This window comes from Pseudonocardia sp. DSM 110487, assembly GCF_019468565.1.
Lineage (GTDB): Bacteria > Actinomycetota > Actinomycetes > Mycobacteriales > Pseudonocardiaceae > Pseudonocardia.
Map to the genome: position 1 here is coordinate 3156911 of NZ_CP080521.1, position 14870 is coordinate 3171780.

15 protein-coding genes are annotated in these 14870 nt (G+C 72.8%); 11 read left to right on the plus strand and 4 right to left on the minus strand.

Going from position 1 to position 14870, the window contains the following annotated elements:
* Nucleotides 1–14 precede the first annotated feature (14 nt).
* From K1T35_RS14635 to K1T35_RS14660, 6 genes are read left to right on the plus strand one after another with little or no spacing between them, the layout of a single operon-like run.
* Entirely contained in the window at nucleotides 15–866 is an 852-nt protein-coding gene (locus tag K1T35_RS14635) for an NAD(P)-dependent oxidoreductase (protein WP_220260705.1), read from the plus strand.
* On the plus strand, nucleotides 863–1813 hold the full coding sequence (locus K1T35_RS14640; protein WP_220260706.1) for a carbohydrate ABC transporter permease: 951 nt from the start codon (nucleotides 863–865) through the stop codon (nucleotides 1811–1813). The genes K1T35_RS14635 and K1T35_RS14640 overlap by 4 nt, the downstream gene beginning before the upstream one ends.
* A complete protein-coding gene (locus K1T35_RS14645) occupies nucleotides 1810–2664 on the plus strand; it encodes a carbohydrate ABC transporter permease (RefSeq protein WP_220260707.1) in 855 nt (284 codons plus the stop codon). The genes K1T35_RS14640 and K1T35_RS14645 overlap by 4 nt, the downstream gene beginning before the upstream one ends.
* Before the next feature lie 13 nt (nucleotides 2665–2677).
* Nucleotides 2678–4006, plus strand: a complete 1329-nt coding sequence (locus tag K1T35_RS14650) for an ABC transporter substrate-binding protein (RefSeq protein WP_220260708.1) — start codon at nucleotides 2678–2680, stop codon at nucleotides 4004–4006.
* Nucleotides 4007–4046: 40 nt separating this feature from the next.
* Nucleotides 4047–5948: an enoyl-CoA hydratase gene (locus K1T35_RS14655; RefSeq protein WP_220260709.1), complete on the plus strand. Its 1902-nt coding sequence runs from the start codon at nucleotides 4047–4049 to the stop codon at nucleotides 5946–5948.
* Nucleotides 5945–6778: an amidohydrolase gene (locus tag K1T35_RS14660; protein ID WP_220260710.1), complete on the plus strand. Its 834-nt coding sequence runs from the start codon at nucleotides 5945–5947 to the stop codon at nucleotides 6776–6778. The genes K1T35_RS14655 and K1T35_RS14660 overlap by 4 nt, the downstream gene beginning before the upstream one ends.
* A gap of 19 nt (nucleotides 6779–6797) precedes the next feature.
* On the opposite strand, the gene K1T35_RS14665 is transcribed toward K1T35_RS14660, so the two are convergent.
* Both K1T35_RS14665 and K1T35_RS14670 read right to left on the minus strand, forming a co-directional pair.
* Complete coding sequence (locus K1T35_RS14665; protein ID WP_220260711.1) at nucleotides 6798–8003, minus strand: MFS transporter; 1206 nt, start codon at nucleotides 8001–8003, stop codon at nucleotides 6798–6800.
* A complete protein-coding gene (locus K1T35_RS14670) occupies nucleotides 8000–8569 on the minus strand; it encodes a TetR/AcrR family transcriptional regulator (protein ID WP_255621892.1) in 570 nt (189 codons plus the stop codon). The genes K1T35_RS14665 and K1T35_RS14670 overlap by 4 nt, the downstream gene beginning before the upstream one ends.
* Before the next feature lie 57 nt (nucleotides 8570–8626).
* Between K1T35_RS14670 and idi the strand changes: the two genes are divergently transcribed.
* Together idi and K1T35_RS14680 are read left to right on the plus strand one after the other, a co-directional pair.
* Nucleotides 8627–9160 (plus strand): isopentenyl-diphosphate Delta-isomerase, encoded by a 534-nt coding sequence (idi, locus tag K1T35_RS14675; RefSeq protein ID WP_255621893.1) that lies wholly within the window; start codon nucleotides 8627–8629, stop codon nucleotides 9158–9160.
* Complete coding sequence (locus K1T35_RS14680) at nucleotides 9157–10101, plus strand: ribose-phosphate pyrophosphokinase (RefSeq protein ID WP_220260714.1); 945 nt, start codon at nucleotides 9157–9159, stop codon at nucleotides 10099–10101. Before idi ends, K1T35_RS14680 begins: the two co-directional genes overlap by 4 nt.
* Before the next feature lie 83 nt (nucleotides 10102–10184).
* On the opposite strand, the gene K1T35_RS14685 is transcribed toward K1T35_RS14680, so the two are convergent.
* Entirely contained in the window at nucleotides 10185–11303 is a 1119-nt protein-coding gene (locus K1T35_RS14685) for an alpha/beta hydrolase (RefSeq protein ID WP_220260715.1), read from the minus strand.
* Nucleotides 11304–11422: 119 nt separating this feature from the next.
* On the opposite strand from K1T35_RS14685, the gene K1T35_RS14690 reads away from it, so the two are divergent.
* The 3 genes from K1T35_RS14690 (at nucleotide 11423) to K1T35_RS14700 (ending at nucleotide 14233) form a co-directional block, all read left to right on the plus strand.
* A complete protein-coding gene (locus K1T35_RS14690) occupies nucleotides 11423–11785 on the plus strand; it encodes a VOC family protein (protein ID WP_220260716.1) in 363 nt (120 codons plus the stop codon).
* 274 nt (nucleotides 11786–12059) lie between these two features.
* Entirely contained in the window at nucleotides 12060–13034 is a 975-nt protein-coding gene (locus K1T35_RS14695) for a methyltransferase (RefSeq protein WP_220260717.1), read from the plus strand.
* A 65-nt stretch (nucleotides 13035–13099) separates the two neighbouring features.
* Entirely contained in the window at nucleotides 13100–14233 is a 1134-nt protein-coding gene (locus K1T35_RS14700; RefSeq protein ID WP_220260718.1) for an NAD(P)/FAD-dependent oxidoreductase, read from the plus strand.
* A gap of 4 nt (nucleotides 14234–14237) precedes the next feature.
* Here the strand turns inward: K1T35_RS14700 and K1T35_RS14705 are convergent, their stop codons facing one another.
* Nucleotides 14238–14702, minus strand: coding sequence for a group II truncated hemoglobin (locus K1T35_RS14705; protein ID WP_220260719.1), 465 nt, complete (start codon nucleotides 14700–14702; stop codon nucleotides 14238–14240).
* Nucleotides 14703–14870 lie beyond the last annotated feature (168 nt).

Here is a 14870-nt window from a genome sequence, read left to right on the forward strand (position 1 = left end):
CTGCAGGAGCAGCCATGGACGTCTCGCCCCGGTCGACGACGATCGGGCTCGCGGGCCTCGGGAACCTCGGGCTGCCGCTGGCCGGCACGCTGGTGCGGGCCGGTTGGGGCCTCGCCGTCCACGACACCGTCGGCGAGCGCGCCGAGCCCGTGGTGGCGCTCGGTGCCAAGGCGGTGCCGGACGCGGCCGCGCTCGCCGAGCGGGACGTGCTGGTGCTCGCCGTCCCGGACGACGCCGCCGTCGAGCAGGTCCTCGACGTCTACCTCGCCGCCGACCGGCCGGGACGGGCGGTGGTCGTGCACAGCACGGTGCTGCCGCAGACCGCGACCCGGCTGGCCGAGGTCGCGGCCGCCCGCGGCGTCGAGCTCGTCGACGCCCCGGTGAGCGGGGGAGCGGAGCGGGCGGAGTCGGGCACGCTGACCGTGATGGCCGGAGGTGAGCCAGCGGCGGTCGCGCGGGTGCGTCCGCTGCTCGACACCATCGGCGACCCGGTGCTGCACGTCGGCCCGGTCGGCGCGGGCGCGGCGGCCAAGCTGGCGAACCAGCTCACGATGTTCGCGAACCTCGCGGGTGTCTACGAGGCGATCGACTTCGCGACCGCACACGGCGTCGCCACCGAGGCGCTCCTCACTGCGCTGGAGACCAGCCTCGGCGACTCCTGGATCGCCCGGAACCTCGACTTCTGGGACCGCACCGCCGCCGCGTACGACCGCAGTGGCACCCCGGTCCGGGACCGCCCCTGGAGCAAGGACCTCGCCGAGGTCGTGCAGGCCGCGCGGGCCGCCGACGTGCCGGTGCCGCTGGCGGGCTGGCTCGCGCAGACCGTCGCCGCGCGGGTCGAGGCGCGCGCGGCGTCGGCGCGATGACGGCCGGGACCGCCATCCCGGTCGCGCCGCCCGTATCGGCGCCGGCGGCGGCCCGGACGAGCCGGCGCACCCGCGAGGCGCTCGCGGCCTACGGATTCCTGTCGCCGTGGATCGCCGGGATGCTGCTCCTGACCATCGGCCCGATGGTCTACTCGCTCTACCTGTCGTTCACGCGGTACGACCTGATGACCCCGGCGCAGTGGGTCGGCTTCGACAACTACGTGCGGATGTTCACGGCCGATCCGCGCTACCTCGCGTCGGTGGACGTCACGCTGCGGTACGTCGCGATCTCGGTGCCGCTGTTGCTCGTGGTGTCGCTGCTGGTGGCGATGGTGCTCAGCAAGGGCATGACGTTCCTCGCCGGCTACCGCGCCGCGTTCTACCTGCCCTCCCTGATCGCGTCGAGCGTGGCGATCGCGGTGCTGTGGCGCCAGGTGTTCGGCCAGGACGGCATCGTCAACGAGGTGCTCGCCCTCGTCGGCATCGAGGGCGGGAGCTGGATCGGCAACCCCGGCACGGCGCTGTCGACGCTGGTGGTGCTACACGTCTGGTCGTTCGGCTCCACGATGATCATCTTCTTGGCGGGACTGCGCCAGGTGCCGAGGGAGTACTACGAGGCGGCGGCGGTGGACGGCGCGGGGGCGCTGCGCCGGTTCGTGCACATCACGCTGCCGATGCTCACGCCGTTGATCTTCTTCAACCTGCTGCTGTCCACCGTGAACGCGTTCCAGGCCTTCACGCCCGCGTACGTGATCTCCGGCGGGGAGGGCGGGCCGCTCGACTCCACCCTCTTCTACACGCTCTACCTGTACCAACGCGGCTTCGCGAATCTCGAGATGGGCTACGCGTCGGCGATGGCCTGGACGCTCGTGGTGGTGCTCGCGCTGTTCACGGCGGGCCTGTTCGCCAGTGCCCGGTTCTGGGTCCACTACGGGGACGAACGATGATCTTCGGACGCAGGCGTTCGCGCAACCCGCTCGTACTCGCGCTGGCCCGGCACGCGCTGCTGGTGGCGATCCTGGTCGTGATCCTCTACCCGCTGCTGTGGATGGTGGGCGCGTCGTTCCGGCCGAGCAACGAGGCGTTCGGGACCCTGTCGGTCCTGCCGGGCAACTTCACCACGGAGAACTACGTCGAGGGCTGGAGCCTGGGGAACCTCAACTTCTCCCGGTTCTTCCTGAACTCGCTGGTGATCACGCTGCTCGCCGTGGTCGGGAACGTGGTGGCCTGCTCGATGGCCGCCTACGCGTTCGCGCGGCTCGCCTTCCCGTTCAAGAAGACGATGTTCGGGTTGATGCTCGGCACGATGCTGCTGCCCTACCACGTCACGCTGGTGCCGCAGTACGTGCTGTTCAACGAGCTGGCGTGGATCAACACGATCCTGCCGCTCGTGGTGCCGAAGTTCCTGGCCACCGACGCGTTCTTCATCTTCCTGATGGTCCAGTTCATCCGGACCCTGCCCCAGGAGCTGGACGACGCCGCGCGCATGGACGGGTGCGGGCACGTCGGGATCTTCCGGCGGATCGTGCTGCCGCTGTCGATCCCGGCGCTCGGCACCACGGCACTGTTCACGTTCATCGCCACCTGGAACGACTTCCTCGGCCCGCTGCTCTACCTCGTCCGTCCCGAGACGTGGACGGTCGCGCAGGGGCTCAACGGTTTCCTGGACGCCACGGGCGAGTCGGCGTACGGGCCGCTCTTCGCCATGGCGACGCTCTCGCTCGCCCCGATCGTCGGGTTCTTCCTCGTCGCGCAGCGCCTCCTCATCGAGGGCATCGCGACCAGCGGGCTGAAGTAGGAAAGGAACAACGATGTTCACACGCTCGCTCTCGGCCGGAGCGCTCGCGCTCGGCCTGCTCGCCACCGGCTGCGCAGGCGGCACCTCGATCGGCGCCAACCCGAACGAGGGCGCCACGGGCACCGGTGAGGTCGCAGGGAACGTCCGCATGGCGTGGTGGGGTTCCGGCCCGCGCAACGAGGTGACGAACGCGGTGATCGACCTGTTCAAGGCAGCGCACCCGGGCACGACGGTGGAAGGCGAGTCGGCCGACTTCCAGGCCTACTTCGAGCGGCTCAACGTGCAGGCCTCGAGCGGGAACATGCCCTGCGTCACCCAGATGCAGGGCCGCCAGCTCAACGACTACACCACGAAGAACGTGCTGCTCGACCTGCAGCCGATGATCGACGCCGGGACGATCGACGTGTCCGCCGTCCCTGCCGAGGTGCTCGACACCGGCCGCGGCCTCGACGGGAAGCTCTACATGATCCCGTACGGCGCGGCCTACGACGCGATGACCGTCAACCGGACCCTCGCCGAGCAGGCCGGCGTCGGCCTGCCGCCGGAGGGCTACGACTGGAACGCCTTCGCCGACTGGGTGACGCGGGCCCAGCCGGGTCTGCCGGAGGGCATCCCGGCCGTCAACCTCGGCGGGTCGCTGCCGAACAACTTCATCTCCTACGCGGCCGGGCGTGGCGAGTCCCTGTTCGCCGACCGGCAGCTCGGCTTCTCCGAGGACCTGCTGGTCGAGTTCTGGGACATGTGGGAGCGGCTGCGCGCGGCCGGCGTCACCACCACGGCCGAGGCCACTGCCGAGGAGCCGAACCAGACCGAGCAGCGCTACGTCGCCCAGGGCCGGGTGCTCGTCGACAACCTGCCGGGCAACGCCCTCACCCCCGCGCAGAAGACCCTCGACGGCACGCGGCCCGGCCAGCAGTTGGTGACGCTGCCGCAGCCGACGGGGCCGGCCGGTCCGGGGAACGTGCTCTTCACCTCGGGCTTCTCGATCCCGACCACCTGCGACAACATCCCCACGGCCGCCGCGTTCGTCGACTTCTGGATGAACGACGACGCCGCCGCGAAGGCGTTCCTGTCGGCCAACGGCGCCGTCACGAACACCCGGCACCTGCAGCAACAGCTCGACGACCCGGACCTGCCGGCGCTCAAGCATGCCGAGCTCGACCTGTACCAGCGGATCGTGTCGCAGAAGCCGGTCAGCGTCGTCTACCCGCCCGGCTACCACGCGAGCTTCGAGGGCGCTTTCGTGCGAGCGTACGAGAGCGTGGCGTTCGGGGGTACATCGACGAGGGACGCAGCGCGCGCCTTCATGACCGAGGTCAACGCGGCACTCGCCACCACCTGAAGGGAAACGTATGGATGATCACGATGGTGCACTGGCCGGCATGACCGTCCTCGACCTCACGCAGGTGATGGCGGGCCCGTTCTGCACGATGATCCTCGCCGACCTCGGAGCCGACGTCGTCAAGGTGGAGAACCCGGAGTCAGGCGACCAGACGCGCTCGTCGTTCGCGCACCCCGGCGCGTTCCTCGCGCTCAACCGCAACAAGCGCAGCGTCACCCTGGACCTGAAGTCCGACGAGGGGCGCGCGACGTTCCACGAGCTGGTGCGCTCGGCCGACGTCGTGGTGGAGAACTGGCGCCCAGGCGTGGCGGCGAAGCTCGGCGTCGACCACGAGACGCTCGCCCCGCTCAACCCCGGCCTGATCTACGCGAGCGTGTCCGGGTTCGGCCAGACCGGCCCCTATGCCGAGCGGCCCGGCTACGACCTGATCGCGCAGGCGATGGCCGGGATCATGAGCGTCACCGGGGAACCGGGGGACCGGCCGGTGAAGTCGGGCATCCCGGTGGCCGACCTCGGAGCGGGCCTCTTCACGGCGGTCGGGATCCTCGCCGCATGGGCGTCCCGGCAGCGCACGGGGGAGGGCCAGTACGTCGAGACGTCGCTGTTCGAGGCGGCGGTCGCGTTGTCGGTGTGGGAGTCGACGGAGTTCTGGGCCACCGGGCAGGCCCCGCAGGCGCTCGGCTCCGCCCACCGCATGTCCGCGCCGTACCAGGCGCTCGCCACGCGCGACGGGTTCATCACCGTCGGGGCCAACAACGAGCGGCTCTGGCAGCGGCTGTGCCGGGCCCTCGACGCCGAGGAGCTGGCCGACGACCCGCGGTTCGCCCGCAACGACGACCGGATGGCCCACCGCGCCGACCTGGTGGTGGAGCTGGAACGGCGTCTCGCCGCCGACGACACGGCCGCGTGGGTGGATCGGTTGCTCGCCGCGGGCGTGCCGGCCGGGCCGATCCAGGACTACCAGCAGGTCCTCGAGGAGGACCCGCACGTGCGGGCGCGGGGGATGGTCACGACCGTCGAGCACCCGGTGGAGGGACCGGTGCCGGTGCTCTCCTCGCCCCTGCGTCTCTCCCGCACGCCCGCCTCGGTGCGGACGCCCCCGCCACTGCTCGGACAACACAACGAGGAGGTCCTGGTCGTGAGTGGTAAAGCGAGCCATAGCGCGCGTATCCACTCACGAGGGGAGGTGCGTAGCAGGCGCGACGGGCCGGTGCTGCACGTGGAGCTGGCCAACCCCTCCCGGCGCAACGCCCTGACCTGGGAGATGTACGACGACCTCCAGAAGCTCTGCGTCGCGGCGCGCACCGACCCCGGCCTGCGCGTCGTGGTGCTGCGGGGCGCGGGCGAGGCGTTCGCGGCCGGTACCGACATCGCCCAGTTCACCGAGTTCTCTCGCGCGGCCGACGGCCTCGACTACGAGCGCCGGGTCGGCGCCGTGATCGAGGACCTGCTGGCGGTGCCGGTGCCCGTGCTCGGCGTGGTGGACGGGCCGGCCGTCGGCGGTGGCCTCGCCCTCGCCGCGTGCTGCGACGTGCTGGTGGCCACCGACCGGGCCGTCTTCGGCGCACCGATCGCGCGGACGCTCGGCAACTGCCTCGCCCCGGCCGTGGTGGCGCGGCTGCAGCGGAGGCTCGGCGTTTCCCGGACGATGGGCATGCTGCTCACCGCCCGCAACATCGACGCCGCCGAGGCCGCGGCCGCCGGGTTCGTGCACGCCGTCGTGCCGCCCGACGAGCTGGACACCGCAGCCGCCGAGCTCACCGAGCGGCTCGCGTCCGGCGCGCCCCGCACGCTCGCCGGGTTCAAGGAGATCGACCGGCGTCTCGGCTCGGTCGACGTGGACGCCGACGACGTGCTCGCCGACTGCTACGGCAGCGCCGACTTCCGGGAGGGCGTGGCCGCGTTCGTCGCCCGCCGGGCGCCCCGCTGGAGCGGATCGTGATCGACACACATCACCATTTCTGGCGCACCGCCCTCCAGGAACAGCCGTGGCGCAGTCCCACGCACACGCAGCTGGCCGTCGACTTCGAGCCCGCCGACCTCGCCCCGCTCCTGGAGGCGTCCGGCGTCGAGGCCACCGTGCTCGTCGAGTCGGTCGACACCCCGGAGGAGAACGACCGGCTCGCCGCATATGCTGCGGCGTTTCCGCAGGTCGCTGGGGTTGTCGGGTGGCTGCCGCTCGCCGACCCGGCCATTGCCCGCGCCGAGCTCGCCCGCGCCGACCGATCCCAGTGGTGCGGCGTGCGCTGCCTCGTCGCCCGGGACTCACTCGACTGGCTCGACCCCGGCCTGATGACGACGCTGGCCGCCGCCGACCTCGTGTGGGACGTCGTCCCGGTGACCGACGCGCAGGTCGCCGCGGTGGCCGGGCTCGCGCGGCGGGTGCCGGAACTGCGCATCGTCGTCGACCACCTGGCCCGTCCGCCCCTCGAGACCGGCGATCTCGACGCATGGGTGAATCGGCTCGCCACCCTCGCCGCCTGCCCGAACGTGGCGTTGAAGCTCTCGATCGGGATCGACCTGCTCACCACGTGGCCGCGCTGGGATCCCGCCGCGATCGCCCCGGCCGTCGCCCACGCCGTGGCGGCGTTCGGCCCCGAGCGCCTGATGTTCGCGAGCAACTGGCCAGTCGTGACGATCCGCGCCGACTACGCCACGGCCCTGCGCGACCTGGAGGCCGCGGTCGTCGCGGCGGGCGTCGACGACGCGGGGCTGGCCGAGGTGCGCGCCGGCACCGCCACCCGCTGGTACCGCCTCCCGCGCAGGCGCTGACCGACCACCGGAGGGGCAGCTATTCGCGCGGTCTCTCTGCCCCTTGCGGTGACGGCGCCGGGGCGCGGCGCAGGAGGAGCCATGTGCCGGTGAGGGTGGCGACCGCGGCCGCGGCGATCGTCGTCGCGCCGACGCCTGCGAGAGCGGCCGCCGTACCGGCCGCGAGCGGTGCGACGGCGAGCCCGGCGGTGTAGGCCAGGTTGTAGAGCGCGTACGCGGCGCCGTATGCGGGTGGCTGGATGTGCTCGGCCAGCGCGCCGATCAGCACGAGCGTGGGCGCGAGCACGAGCTGCGCGCCGACCCCGACCACGAGCACACCGGCGATCGACGCCCCGGCCACCGGCAGCCCGCACAACACGAACCCGGCGGCCGCCACCAGCGTGCCGAGGGCGGCCACCCGGGCCGCGCCGAGCCGGTCGGTCACCATCCCGGCGAGCGGGGCCGCCAGCCCACCGAGCAGCGCGGACGCACCGAAGACCAGCCCGATTCCGGTGGCGCCGAGCCCGAGCGCGGACAGGTGCAGCGGCAGCACCGGCTCGGCGAACGCGATCGCCGCCGCTCCCAGCGCGGTGAGCCCGATCAGCAGCCCGGCCCGCGGCCCGCGCGCGACCACCCGCAGCGGCGCCGACGCCGGTGCGTCGGCGGTGGGCCCGACCCAGAGGATCCGGGCCACGGCGTCGGCCGCCGCCAGCGCCGCGACCAGAAGGAACGGGGCGCGCGGGCCGAACGCGTCTGCGAGGAAGCCGGATACGGCGGGCCCGAGGAGCACGCCGAACCCGATCGCGGAGAGCGCGAGCCCCATCACGGTGCCGCGCCGCTCGGGCGGGTGGGTGCTCGCGATGAGGGCCAGCCCCGCCGACCAGCTCGCCGCGGCGGCGACGCCCTGCGCGGCCCGCGCGAGCGACAGCACCGCGAGCCCGACCGTGCCGGGGACGTCGACCACGGCCGCGAACAGCACGGTCGCGGCGGCGAGCGCGATCAGGCCGGCGAGCAGGGGGGCACGCGGGCCGCTGCGGTCGACCCACCGGCCCACCACCGGCGTGGCGACGAGCATCGCCACCGCGTACGCGGCGAAGAGCAGCCCAGCCGCACCGGTGGAGCCCGCGACCGCGGGGAGTACCGGCAGCAGCGGCACGAGGCTGCCGTACAGGAACATGTCGACGACGAGCGCCAGCGTGACGACCGCAACCGCGGCGCGCGGCCGGGTCGGTCCGCGAGATATCACGGGAGGATCCCTCCGAGTAGGGGCCGAACGCCACTCGCGTCGGCCGGGGGAACGAGTGCGGGGTCGTGGCCGGCGAGCAGCGCGGTGCCGCTCAGCCAGGCCAGCAGGTGCGCGGCGGCCGGGTCCGGGGTGGCGAGCTCGGAGCGCAACGCCGCCCGGAGCCGGTCGCGCCACGCCCGGAACCCGGCGGCCTTCTCCGCGAGCCCGCCGCCGGTGCCCGCCGCCCGCAGGCTCACCGTCATCAGGGCGGCGAACCGGCGGTCGGAGCGCAACGCCGTGAGCCAGGCGAGCGCGAACGCCTCGATCCGGGCGACGAGCGGGGTGCCCGGCGTGTCGAGGGCCGCCCAGATCGGTGCCGCGACCACGTCCCATGTCTCGCCGAGCACGGCGCCGAGCAGCGCGTCCTTGTCGGCGAAGTGGTGGTAGACCGCACCGCGCGTGACGCCCGCCGCCTCGGCGATCCCCGCGAGGGTCGCCCGGTGGATGCCGTCGCGGGCGAAGGCGAAGAGCGCCGCGTCGACGAGAGCGGCGCGGGTGGCCGCTGTGTCCTCGGCCGTCCTGCGCATGTGTCTTTCATACATGCGTGTATGTATGAAAAGCAAGCGATCGACTACGGTGACGCCGTGGGCCCTCCCGAGCAGGTCGTGCTCCTGGACGACGACGGGCGCGCCATCGGCGTCGCCGACAAGGCCACCGTGCACGGGGCGACCACACCGCTGCACCTGGCGTTCTCCTGCTATGGCTTCGACCGCGACGGCCGCCTGCTCGTCACGCGGCGCGCGAAGCAGAAGGTGACCTTCCCGGGTGTGCGCACCAACACCTGCTGCGGCCACCCGGCGCCCGGCGAGGCGATGGAGGACGCGGTCCGGAGGCGGCTGGCCGACGAGCTCGGACTGGGCGCCGTGGACCTGCGGCTCGTGCTGCCCGACTTCGCCTACCGCGCCGCGGCGGGCGGAATCGAGGAGAACGAGCTCTGCCCCGTGTACGTCTGCACGCTGGTCGGCGAGCCGCGGGCGCGGCCCGACGAGGTCGACTCGGTGGAGTGGTGGACCTGGGAGGCGTTCCTCGCGGCGGCAGGCACGGGGCAGCTCTCCCCGTGGGCGCAGCTGCAGGCGCCACTGCTCGACGCGCGCCGCCGAGACTGGAGGACCCGATGAAAGAGATCACGATCTTCAGCGGCTCGGCCCACCCGGAGCTCGCCGCCGCGATCTGCCACCACCTGGAGGTGCCGCTCGCGCCGTCGCGGCTCACCCGGTTCGCGAACGACTGCCTCGAGGTCCAGCTGCAGGCCAACTGCCGGGAGCGGGACGTGTTCATCGTGCAGCCGCTGGTGCAGCCGGTCCAGGAACACCTCGTCGAGCTGCTCCTGATGCTCGATGCCGCCCGCGGCGCGTCGGCCGCGCGGATCACGGTGGTGATGCCGCACTTCGCCTACGCGCGCTCGGACAAGAAGGGGGCGCCGCGGATCTCCATCGGTGCCCGGCTGATGGCCGACCTCATGCAGACCGCGGGCGCGAACCGCGTCCTGACGATGACGCTGCACTCCCCGCAGGTGCACGGCTTCTTCGGGGTGCCGGTCGACCACCTGCACGCGCTGCACGAGCTCGCCCGCCATTTCCGCGGCGGGGACCTGTCCAACTCCGTCGTCGTGTCGCCGGACCTCGGCAACGCAAAGGAAGCCTCGCGCTTCGCACGGCTGCTCGGCCTGCCCGTCGCGGCGGGCGCGAAGGAGCGGATCTCCGACGACAAGGTCGTGATCAGCTCGATCATCGGCGACGTCCGCGGCAAGGACGTCGTGGTGCTCGACGACGAGATCGCCCGCGGCAGCACGATCGTCGAGCTGCTCGACCGGCTCGTCGACCACGACATCGCCTCCGCGCGCGTGGCCTGCACGCACGGCCTGTTCAGCGACGGCGCCCTCGAGCGGATCGGGCAGCGCGACGACGTCGCCGAGATCGTGTGCACCAACACCGTCCCGGTGCCGGGCGCCGAGCACGCCCAGAAGCTCACGGTGCTCTCGATCGCCCCCGCGCTGGCCGAGGCGGTCCGGCGGATCCACAACGGCGAGTCGGTGAGCGTCCTGTTCGACGAGCACTGATTTCCCGCGAGTCGCGCTCTGGGTGTGCGCGAGTCGCGGTCTCCGTGCACGCGAGTCGGGCTCTGGATGCACTCGAGTCGGGATCAGGCGCGCGCGTGCTGGTCGAGCCAGGCCACGATGTCCGCCATCGGGAGCTCGTGGATGGGTCGAAGATCGTCATCTGCGCGGTCGACGGCCGGTCCGAGGGAATGCCCGAGCCCCGGATACATCCGCAGGGTGCCGTGCTCGCGCAGGGCATCGTCGAGGACGTGTGCGGAGGCCGGCGGCACGTTCCCGTCGTGCTCGCCCTGCAGCACGAGCACCGGGAGCCGCAGTCCCGGTGCCTGCTCCGTGACGGATGGCAGGCCGCGGCGGCGGCCCCAGCTCGCCAGCGGGCCACTCGGCGCGAGCAGGGAGTCAACGAAGGCGGGCACGGCTGCACGCCACTCCGAGTCGAGCTCGACCCGACCGTCCTGATCCGGATCGAACTCCCGGCCCGGGATGAACGAGCCGCTCGCCGCGCCGGGAGCCACGAAGGTGATCCACTCCTTGACCTGCAGACCGCCCGCGCCCAGCCAGGCGCGACGCAGCCCGTCCGCGTCGAGCGAACCGTCGCGGGCGTACCGGCGAAGGTGAGGCTCGGCCACGTGCAGCGCCTGGTCCACCAACCCGTCGTACCACGGCACGTTCACGCTGCCCTGCAGGATCAGCCCGGCGATGTCGCCGTGCCGGACGGCGTACTCGGCCGCGACGGCGGTGCCCTCGCTCCAGCCGTACACGAACACCCAGTCCGGATCTACGTGCGGGTCGAGCTTCGCGGCACGTACCACGCTGTCGACGTCCGCGACCTGCTCCTGCTGGGTGAGCCGCGCGAACCCGGCAGCGTCTACGGAGTCCGGGCCGGTGACATGGCGCTTGTCGTAGCGGACGACGGCAATTCCGCGGGCAGACAGATACCGCGCGAGATCCGCGAAGATGCGCGAGCGGACCGTGCCGTCGTATCCGCGGACGGTCTGATCCATGTCTCGTGGGCCCGTTCCGTGCACGAGCACCAGGGCGGGCACCCGGCCGGCCGCCGGCCGGTCGATCCGCGCTCGTACGGGGAAGTCGCCCAGCCATACCTGGAAATCGTCGTGCTCGGGTGGGGCCGATCCACAGGAGACCGTCGACGCGGCGAGGGCGAGGCCGGCGAGGAATGTGGCAGCGATGCGCACGGATCGCATGAGCAAAGCCAAACCGACCGCGCGCTCGTCCCGTAGCCGGCTGCCCTCCGTCCCGGCCTGGGGTATCCCCCCGCCGCCGGTCGGCGTTTCGCGGCCGGTGGGGCGGGAACGGGGCGGGCATGGTCAGCAGGCTGATCGCGGTGGCCGTGGACTGCCGGGACCCTGAGCGCTGCGCCACCTTCTGGTGCGCCGCGCTCGGCACCGAGGTGGACCGGCGGTGGCGCGACGCCCACGGCGTCGAGTACGTGCAGATCGGCACGGGAAAGGGTCCGGTGCTGCTCTTCCAGCCGGTGCCCGAGGAGCGGTCCGGGAAGAACCGGCTGCACCTGGACATCGCGCCCGCCGTCGGCACGCAGGAGGCGGAGGTCCAGCGGCTCGTCGACATGGGCGCCACGCGGATCTCCGACGAGCCGGAGCTGCCGTGGGTGGTGCTCGCGGATCCGGAGGGCAACGAGTTCTGCGTGCTGCCGCCCAGCGGTTGATCGGTTCGAGAAGGACCTTGGTGCGGCGGCGACCGCGCTGGTGCGCTTCTCGCGCCGACGCCCGCGAGCTGGGTGTCGCCCGCGGCACGATCCCTGGTATGGATCACCAACGGGGTGATCACGCCTGAGTACACGACCCCGGGCGGGCACCACAGATGGGTCCTGGAGGACGTCCGGCGTCAGCTCCGGGATGCGCGGCAGCGCGACGAGTAGTCCCGCGTGCTGCCGTCCGGCGGATAGGCGTCGAGGCGGCGCGGCCATAGCGTCCTCGTGCATGACTCCCGATGCCCGGCTCGCCAGGCTCACCGACGGTTACGTCGTGACCCAGCTGCTGTGGGTCGTGGCCGAGCTGCACGTCGCCGACGAGCTGGCCGATGGCCCGCGTACCGCGGAGGAGCTCGCCGGCAAGGTCGGCGCCGACGCGGGGAATCTGCGTCGGGTGCTGCGCGGCCTCGCCGCCGAGGAGGTTCTCGAGGAGCTGCCCGGGGGCAGGTTCGGGCTGACGGCCACCGGCGAGCTGCTGCGGGAGGGGGTCGAGGGCTCCCAACGCGGGGCGGTACTCGCCCGCGGCGGGCTGTACTACGCCGCGGAGGCGGGGTTGCTGGACGCGGTGCGCGACGGCGGCGTCCCGTTCGAGCGCGTCCACGGCAGGACGCTCTTCGAGTACCTCGACGCGCACCCGGTGGAGAGCGCCCGGTTCCAGGGCTCGATGGCGGTGCGCGCCGCGCGCGAGGCGGCCGCGGTGGTGGAGGCGTACGACTTCCGCCGGTTCCGCACCCTCGTCGACGTTGGAGGGGGAACGGGCGTGCTGTCGCGGGAGATCGTGCGGGCCGTGCCGCAGCTGTCGGTGACGCTGTTCGACCGGCCCGAGGTCGTGCGGGAAGCGCAGTTGCCGGCCGTCGCCGGCGACTTCTTCGCCGAGGTTCCCGCGGGGGCGGACGCCTACGTGCTCTCCCGCGTGATCCACGACTGGTCCGACGACGACGCCGTCGCCATCCTGCGGACCGTCCGCCGCGCGATGCCGGACGAGGGCACGCTCCTGCTGGTCGAGGCCGTGCTCCCGGAACACGCGGCCGACGACCCCGCCGCCGTGCGGATGGACGTGCACATGCTGACGCTGCTGGGTGGCCAGGAGCGGACGGCCGAGGAGTTCGCCGCACTGCTGGCCGCCGCAGGCTTCCGGCTCCACCGGGTCCTGCCGACGGGCCCGGGGAGCGGCGTGAACGTCCTCGTGGCCCGCCCGGAATAGGTGGCGTCCCTAGTGACGCGCGTCACGTCATGTCACGCGGCGCGAGCCGCGGGCGTCTCGTGCACATGACATCGACCCCGCACATCGTGGTTCTGGGCGCCGGCTACACCGGCCTCACCGCCGCGAAGCTGCTCGCCCGCCGCGCCACGGTCACCCTGGTCAACAACCGGGACCGGTTCGTGGAGCGGATGCGCAACCACCAGCTCGCGACCGGCCAGCGGCTCCGTGACGTGCCGCTGCGCGACCTGCTCCGGGGCACCGGCGTCCGGCTGCTCGTCGACCAGGTCACCCGCATCGACCCCGATCAGCAGCAGGTGGAGCTGGCGAGCGGCGCGGAGCCGGTGCGCTACGACCTGCTGGTGTACGCGTTGGGCAGCCAGGCCGATCTGGACGCCGTCCCCGGCGCGGCCGAGCACGCCACCGCGATCGCCGACGCCGAGCGGGCCGCCCGCCTGCACGAGCGGATGCGCACCGCTTCGACGGTCGCCGTGGTCGGCGGTGGGCTCACCGGCATCGAGGCCGCCACCGAGCTGGCCGAGACCTACCCGGACCGGACGGTGCGGCTGGTCACCGGCGACACGCTGGGCCCCGCGCTGTCCGAGCCCGGCCAGGCCCACCTGTATCGCGCCTTCGACCGCCTCGGCATCCGGCTCCACGAACACGCGCCCGTGGCCAAGGTCGCCGCGGACGGTCTCCTGCTGGAGAGCGGTGAGCACGTCGACGCCGACGCGGTGGTCTGGACCACCGGCTTCCGGGTGCCGCAACTGGCGCGCGAGGCCGGGCTGGCCGTCGGCGACAACGGGCGCATGCTGGTGGACGGCACGATGCGGTCGGTGTCGCACCCCGACGTCTACGCCATCGGGGACGCCGCGGCCACCCACAGGCCGGACGGGCGGGAGCTGCGCATGGGGTGCGGGCCCGGAGGGCTGGCCGCCGCGTGCGCCGTCCGCGCGATCGGCGACCGCATGGCCGGTCGCACCCCGCGCCGGCTGCGCGTCGACTTCGACGGCCAGTGCATCAGCCTCGGCCGGAAGGACGGCCTCGTCCAGTACGCCGGCTCGAACGACCGCCCGATCGGGCCGATGCTCACCGGGCGCATGGCCGCGATGGTCAAGGAGGGCATCGTCCGCGGGGCGGGCGGGCTGGGTCTACGCCACCCCGCCCTTGCCCTCGTCGCCGGCAGCCGCGCGCTGGCCTGAGGGGTCAGGGGGTGTAGGGCGGCGCCTCTCCCCAGCCCCAGCGCGGGGCCGGGTAGTCGGTGGGCGGGTTGGCGCCAGGTGCGGAGTTGGCCTTGGCGATCCGGGTGCCCCACTCGACGTACGCGACGAACGCCGAGCGGAACTCCGGGTCGTCGGGCAGGCCGGCCTCGTCGGCGCTCTGCGCGATCAGCCGCGCCCAGCGCGCCCGCTGCTCCTCGGTGATGGCAAGGCCGATGTGGTGGGAGAGCATCGCCGGGTAGCCGCCGAGGTGGTCGGTGTAGTCGGCGGGCCCGCGGAACACCTCGCCCAGCCAGCGGGCCACGTGGTCCTGGTGGTCGGGGCTCATGTTACGGAAGATCGGTTCGAGCAGTGGGTCGTCGAGCACCCGCTTGTAGAAGACGTCGGTGAGGCGGCGCAGCGCGGCGAAGCCGCCGCACCACTCGTACAAGGTGGGAACGGTGTCGGTCACGGGAAACCCCTCCGGGATTACGTGATTACACCCTATCGGGACCCGGCGAGCTTCTGAACCGCCGACTGACGCAGCAGCGCGGTCTCGGACATCAGCGTGAAGAACGTACAGCCAAGCCGTCCACGACGTCCGGGGCGAGATCGAAAGCGTTCACGCCCGGAACTCTGC

Coding starts and splice junctions, on each gene's coding strand:
- K1T35_RS14635 (WP_220260705.1), top strand. CDS start 15: ATGGACGTCTCGCCCCGGTCGACGACGATCGGGCTCGCGGGCCTCGGG.
- K1T35_RS14640 (WP_220260706.1), top strand. CDS start 863: ATGACGGCCGGGACCGCCATCCCGGTCGCGCCGCCCGTATCGGCGCCG.
- K1T35_RS14645 (WP_220260707.1), top strand. CDS start 1,810: ATGATCTTCGGACGCAGGCGTTCGCGCAACCCGCTCGTACTCGCGCTG.
- K1T35_RS14650 (WP_220260708.1), top strand. CDS start 2,678: ATGTTCACACGCTCGCTCTCGGCCGGAGCGCTCGCGCTCGGCCTGCTC.
- K1T35_RS14655 (WP_220260709.1), top strand. CDS start 4,047: ATGACCGTCCTCGACCTCACGCAGGTGATGGCGGGCCCGTTCTGCACG.
- K1T35_RS14670 (WP_255621892.1), bottom strand. CDS start 8,569: ATGCGCAGGACGGCCGAGGACACAGCGGCCACCCGCGCCGCTCTCGTC.
- K1T35_RS14680 (WP_220260714.1), top strand. CDS start 9,157: ATGAAAGAGATCACGATCTTCAGCGGCTCGGCCCACCCGGAGCTCGCC.
- K1T35_RS14685 (WP_220260715.1), bottom strand. CDS start 11,303: ATGCGATCCGTGCGCATCGCTGCCACATTCCTCGCCGGCCTCGCCCTC.
- K1T35_RS14690 (WP_220260716.1), top strand. CDS start 11,423: ATGGTCAGCAGGCTGATCGCGGTGGCCGTGGACTGCCGGGACCCTGAG.
- K1T35_RS14695 (WP_220260717.1), top strand. CDS start 12,060: ATGACTCCCGATGCCCGGCTCGCCAGGCTCACCGACGGTTACGTCGTG.
- K1T35_RS14700 (WP_220260718.1), top strand. CDS start 13,100: ATGACATCGACCCCGCACATCGTGGTTCTGGGCGCCGGCTACACCGGC.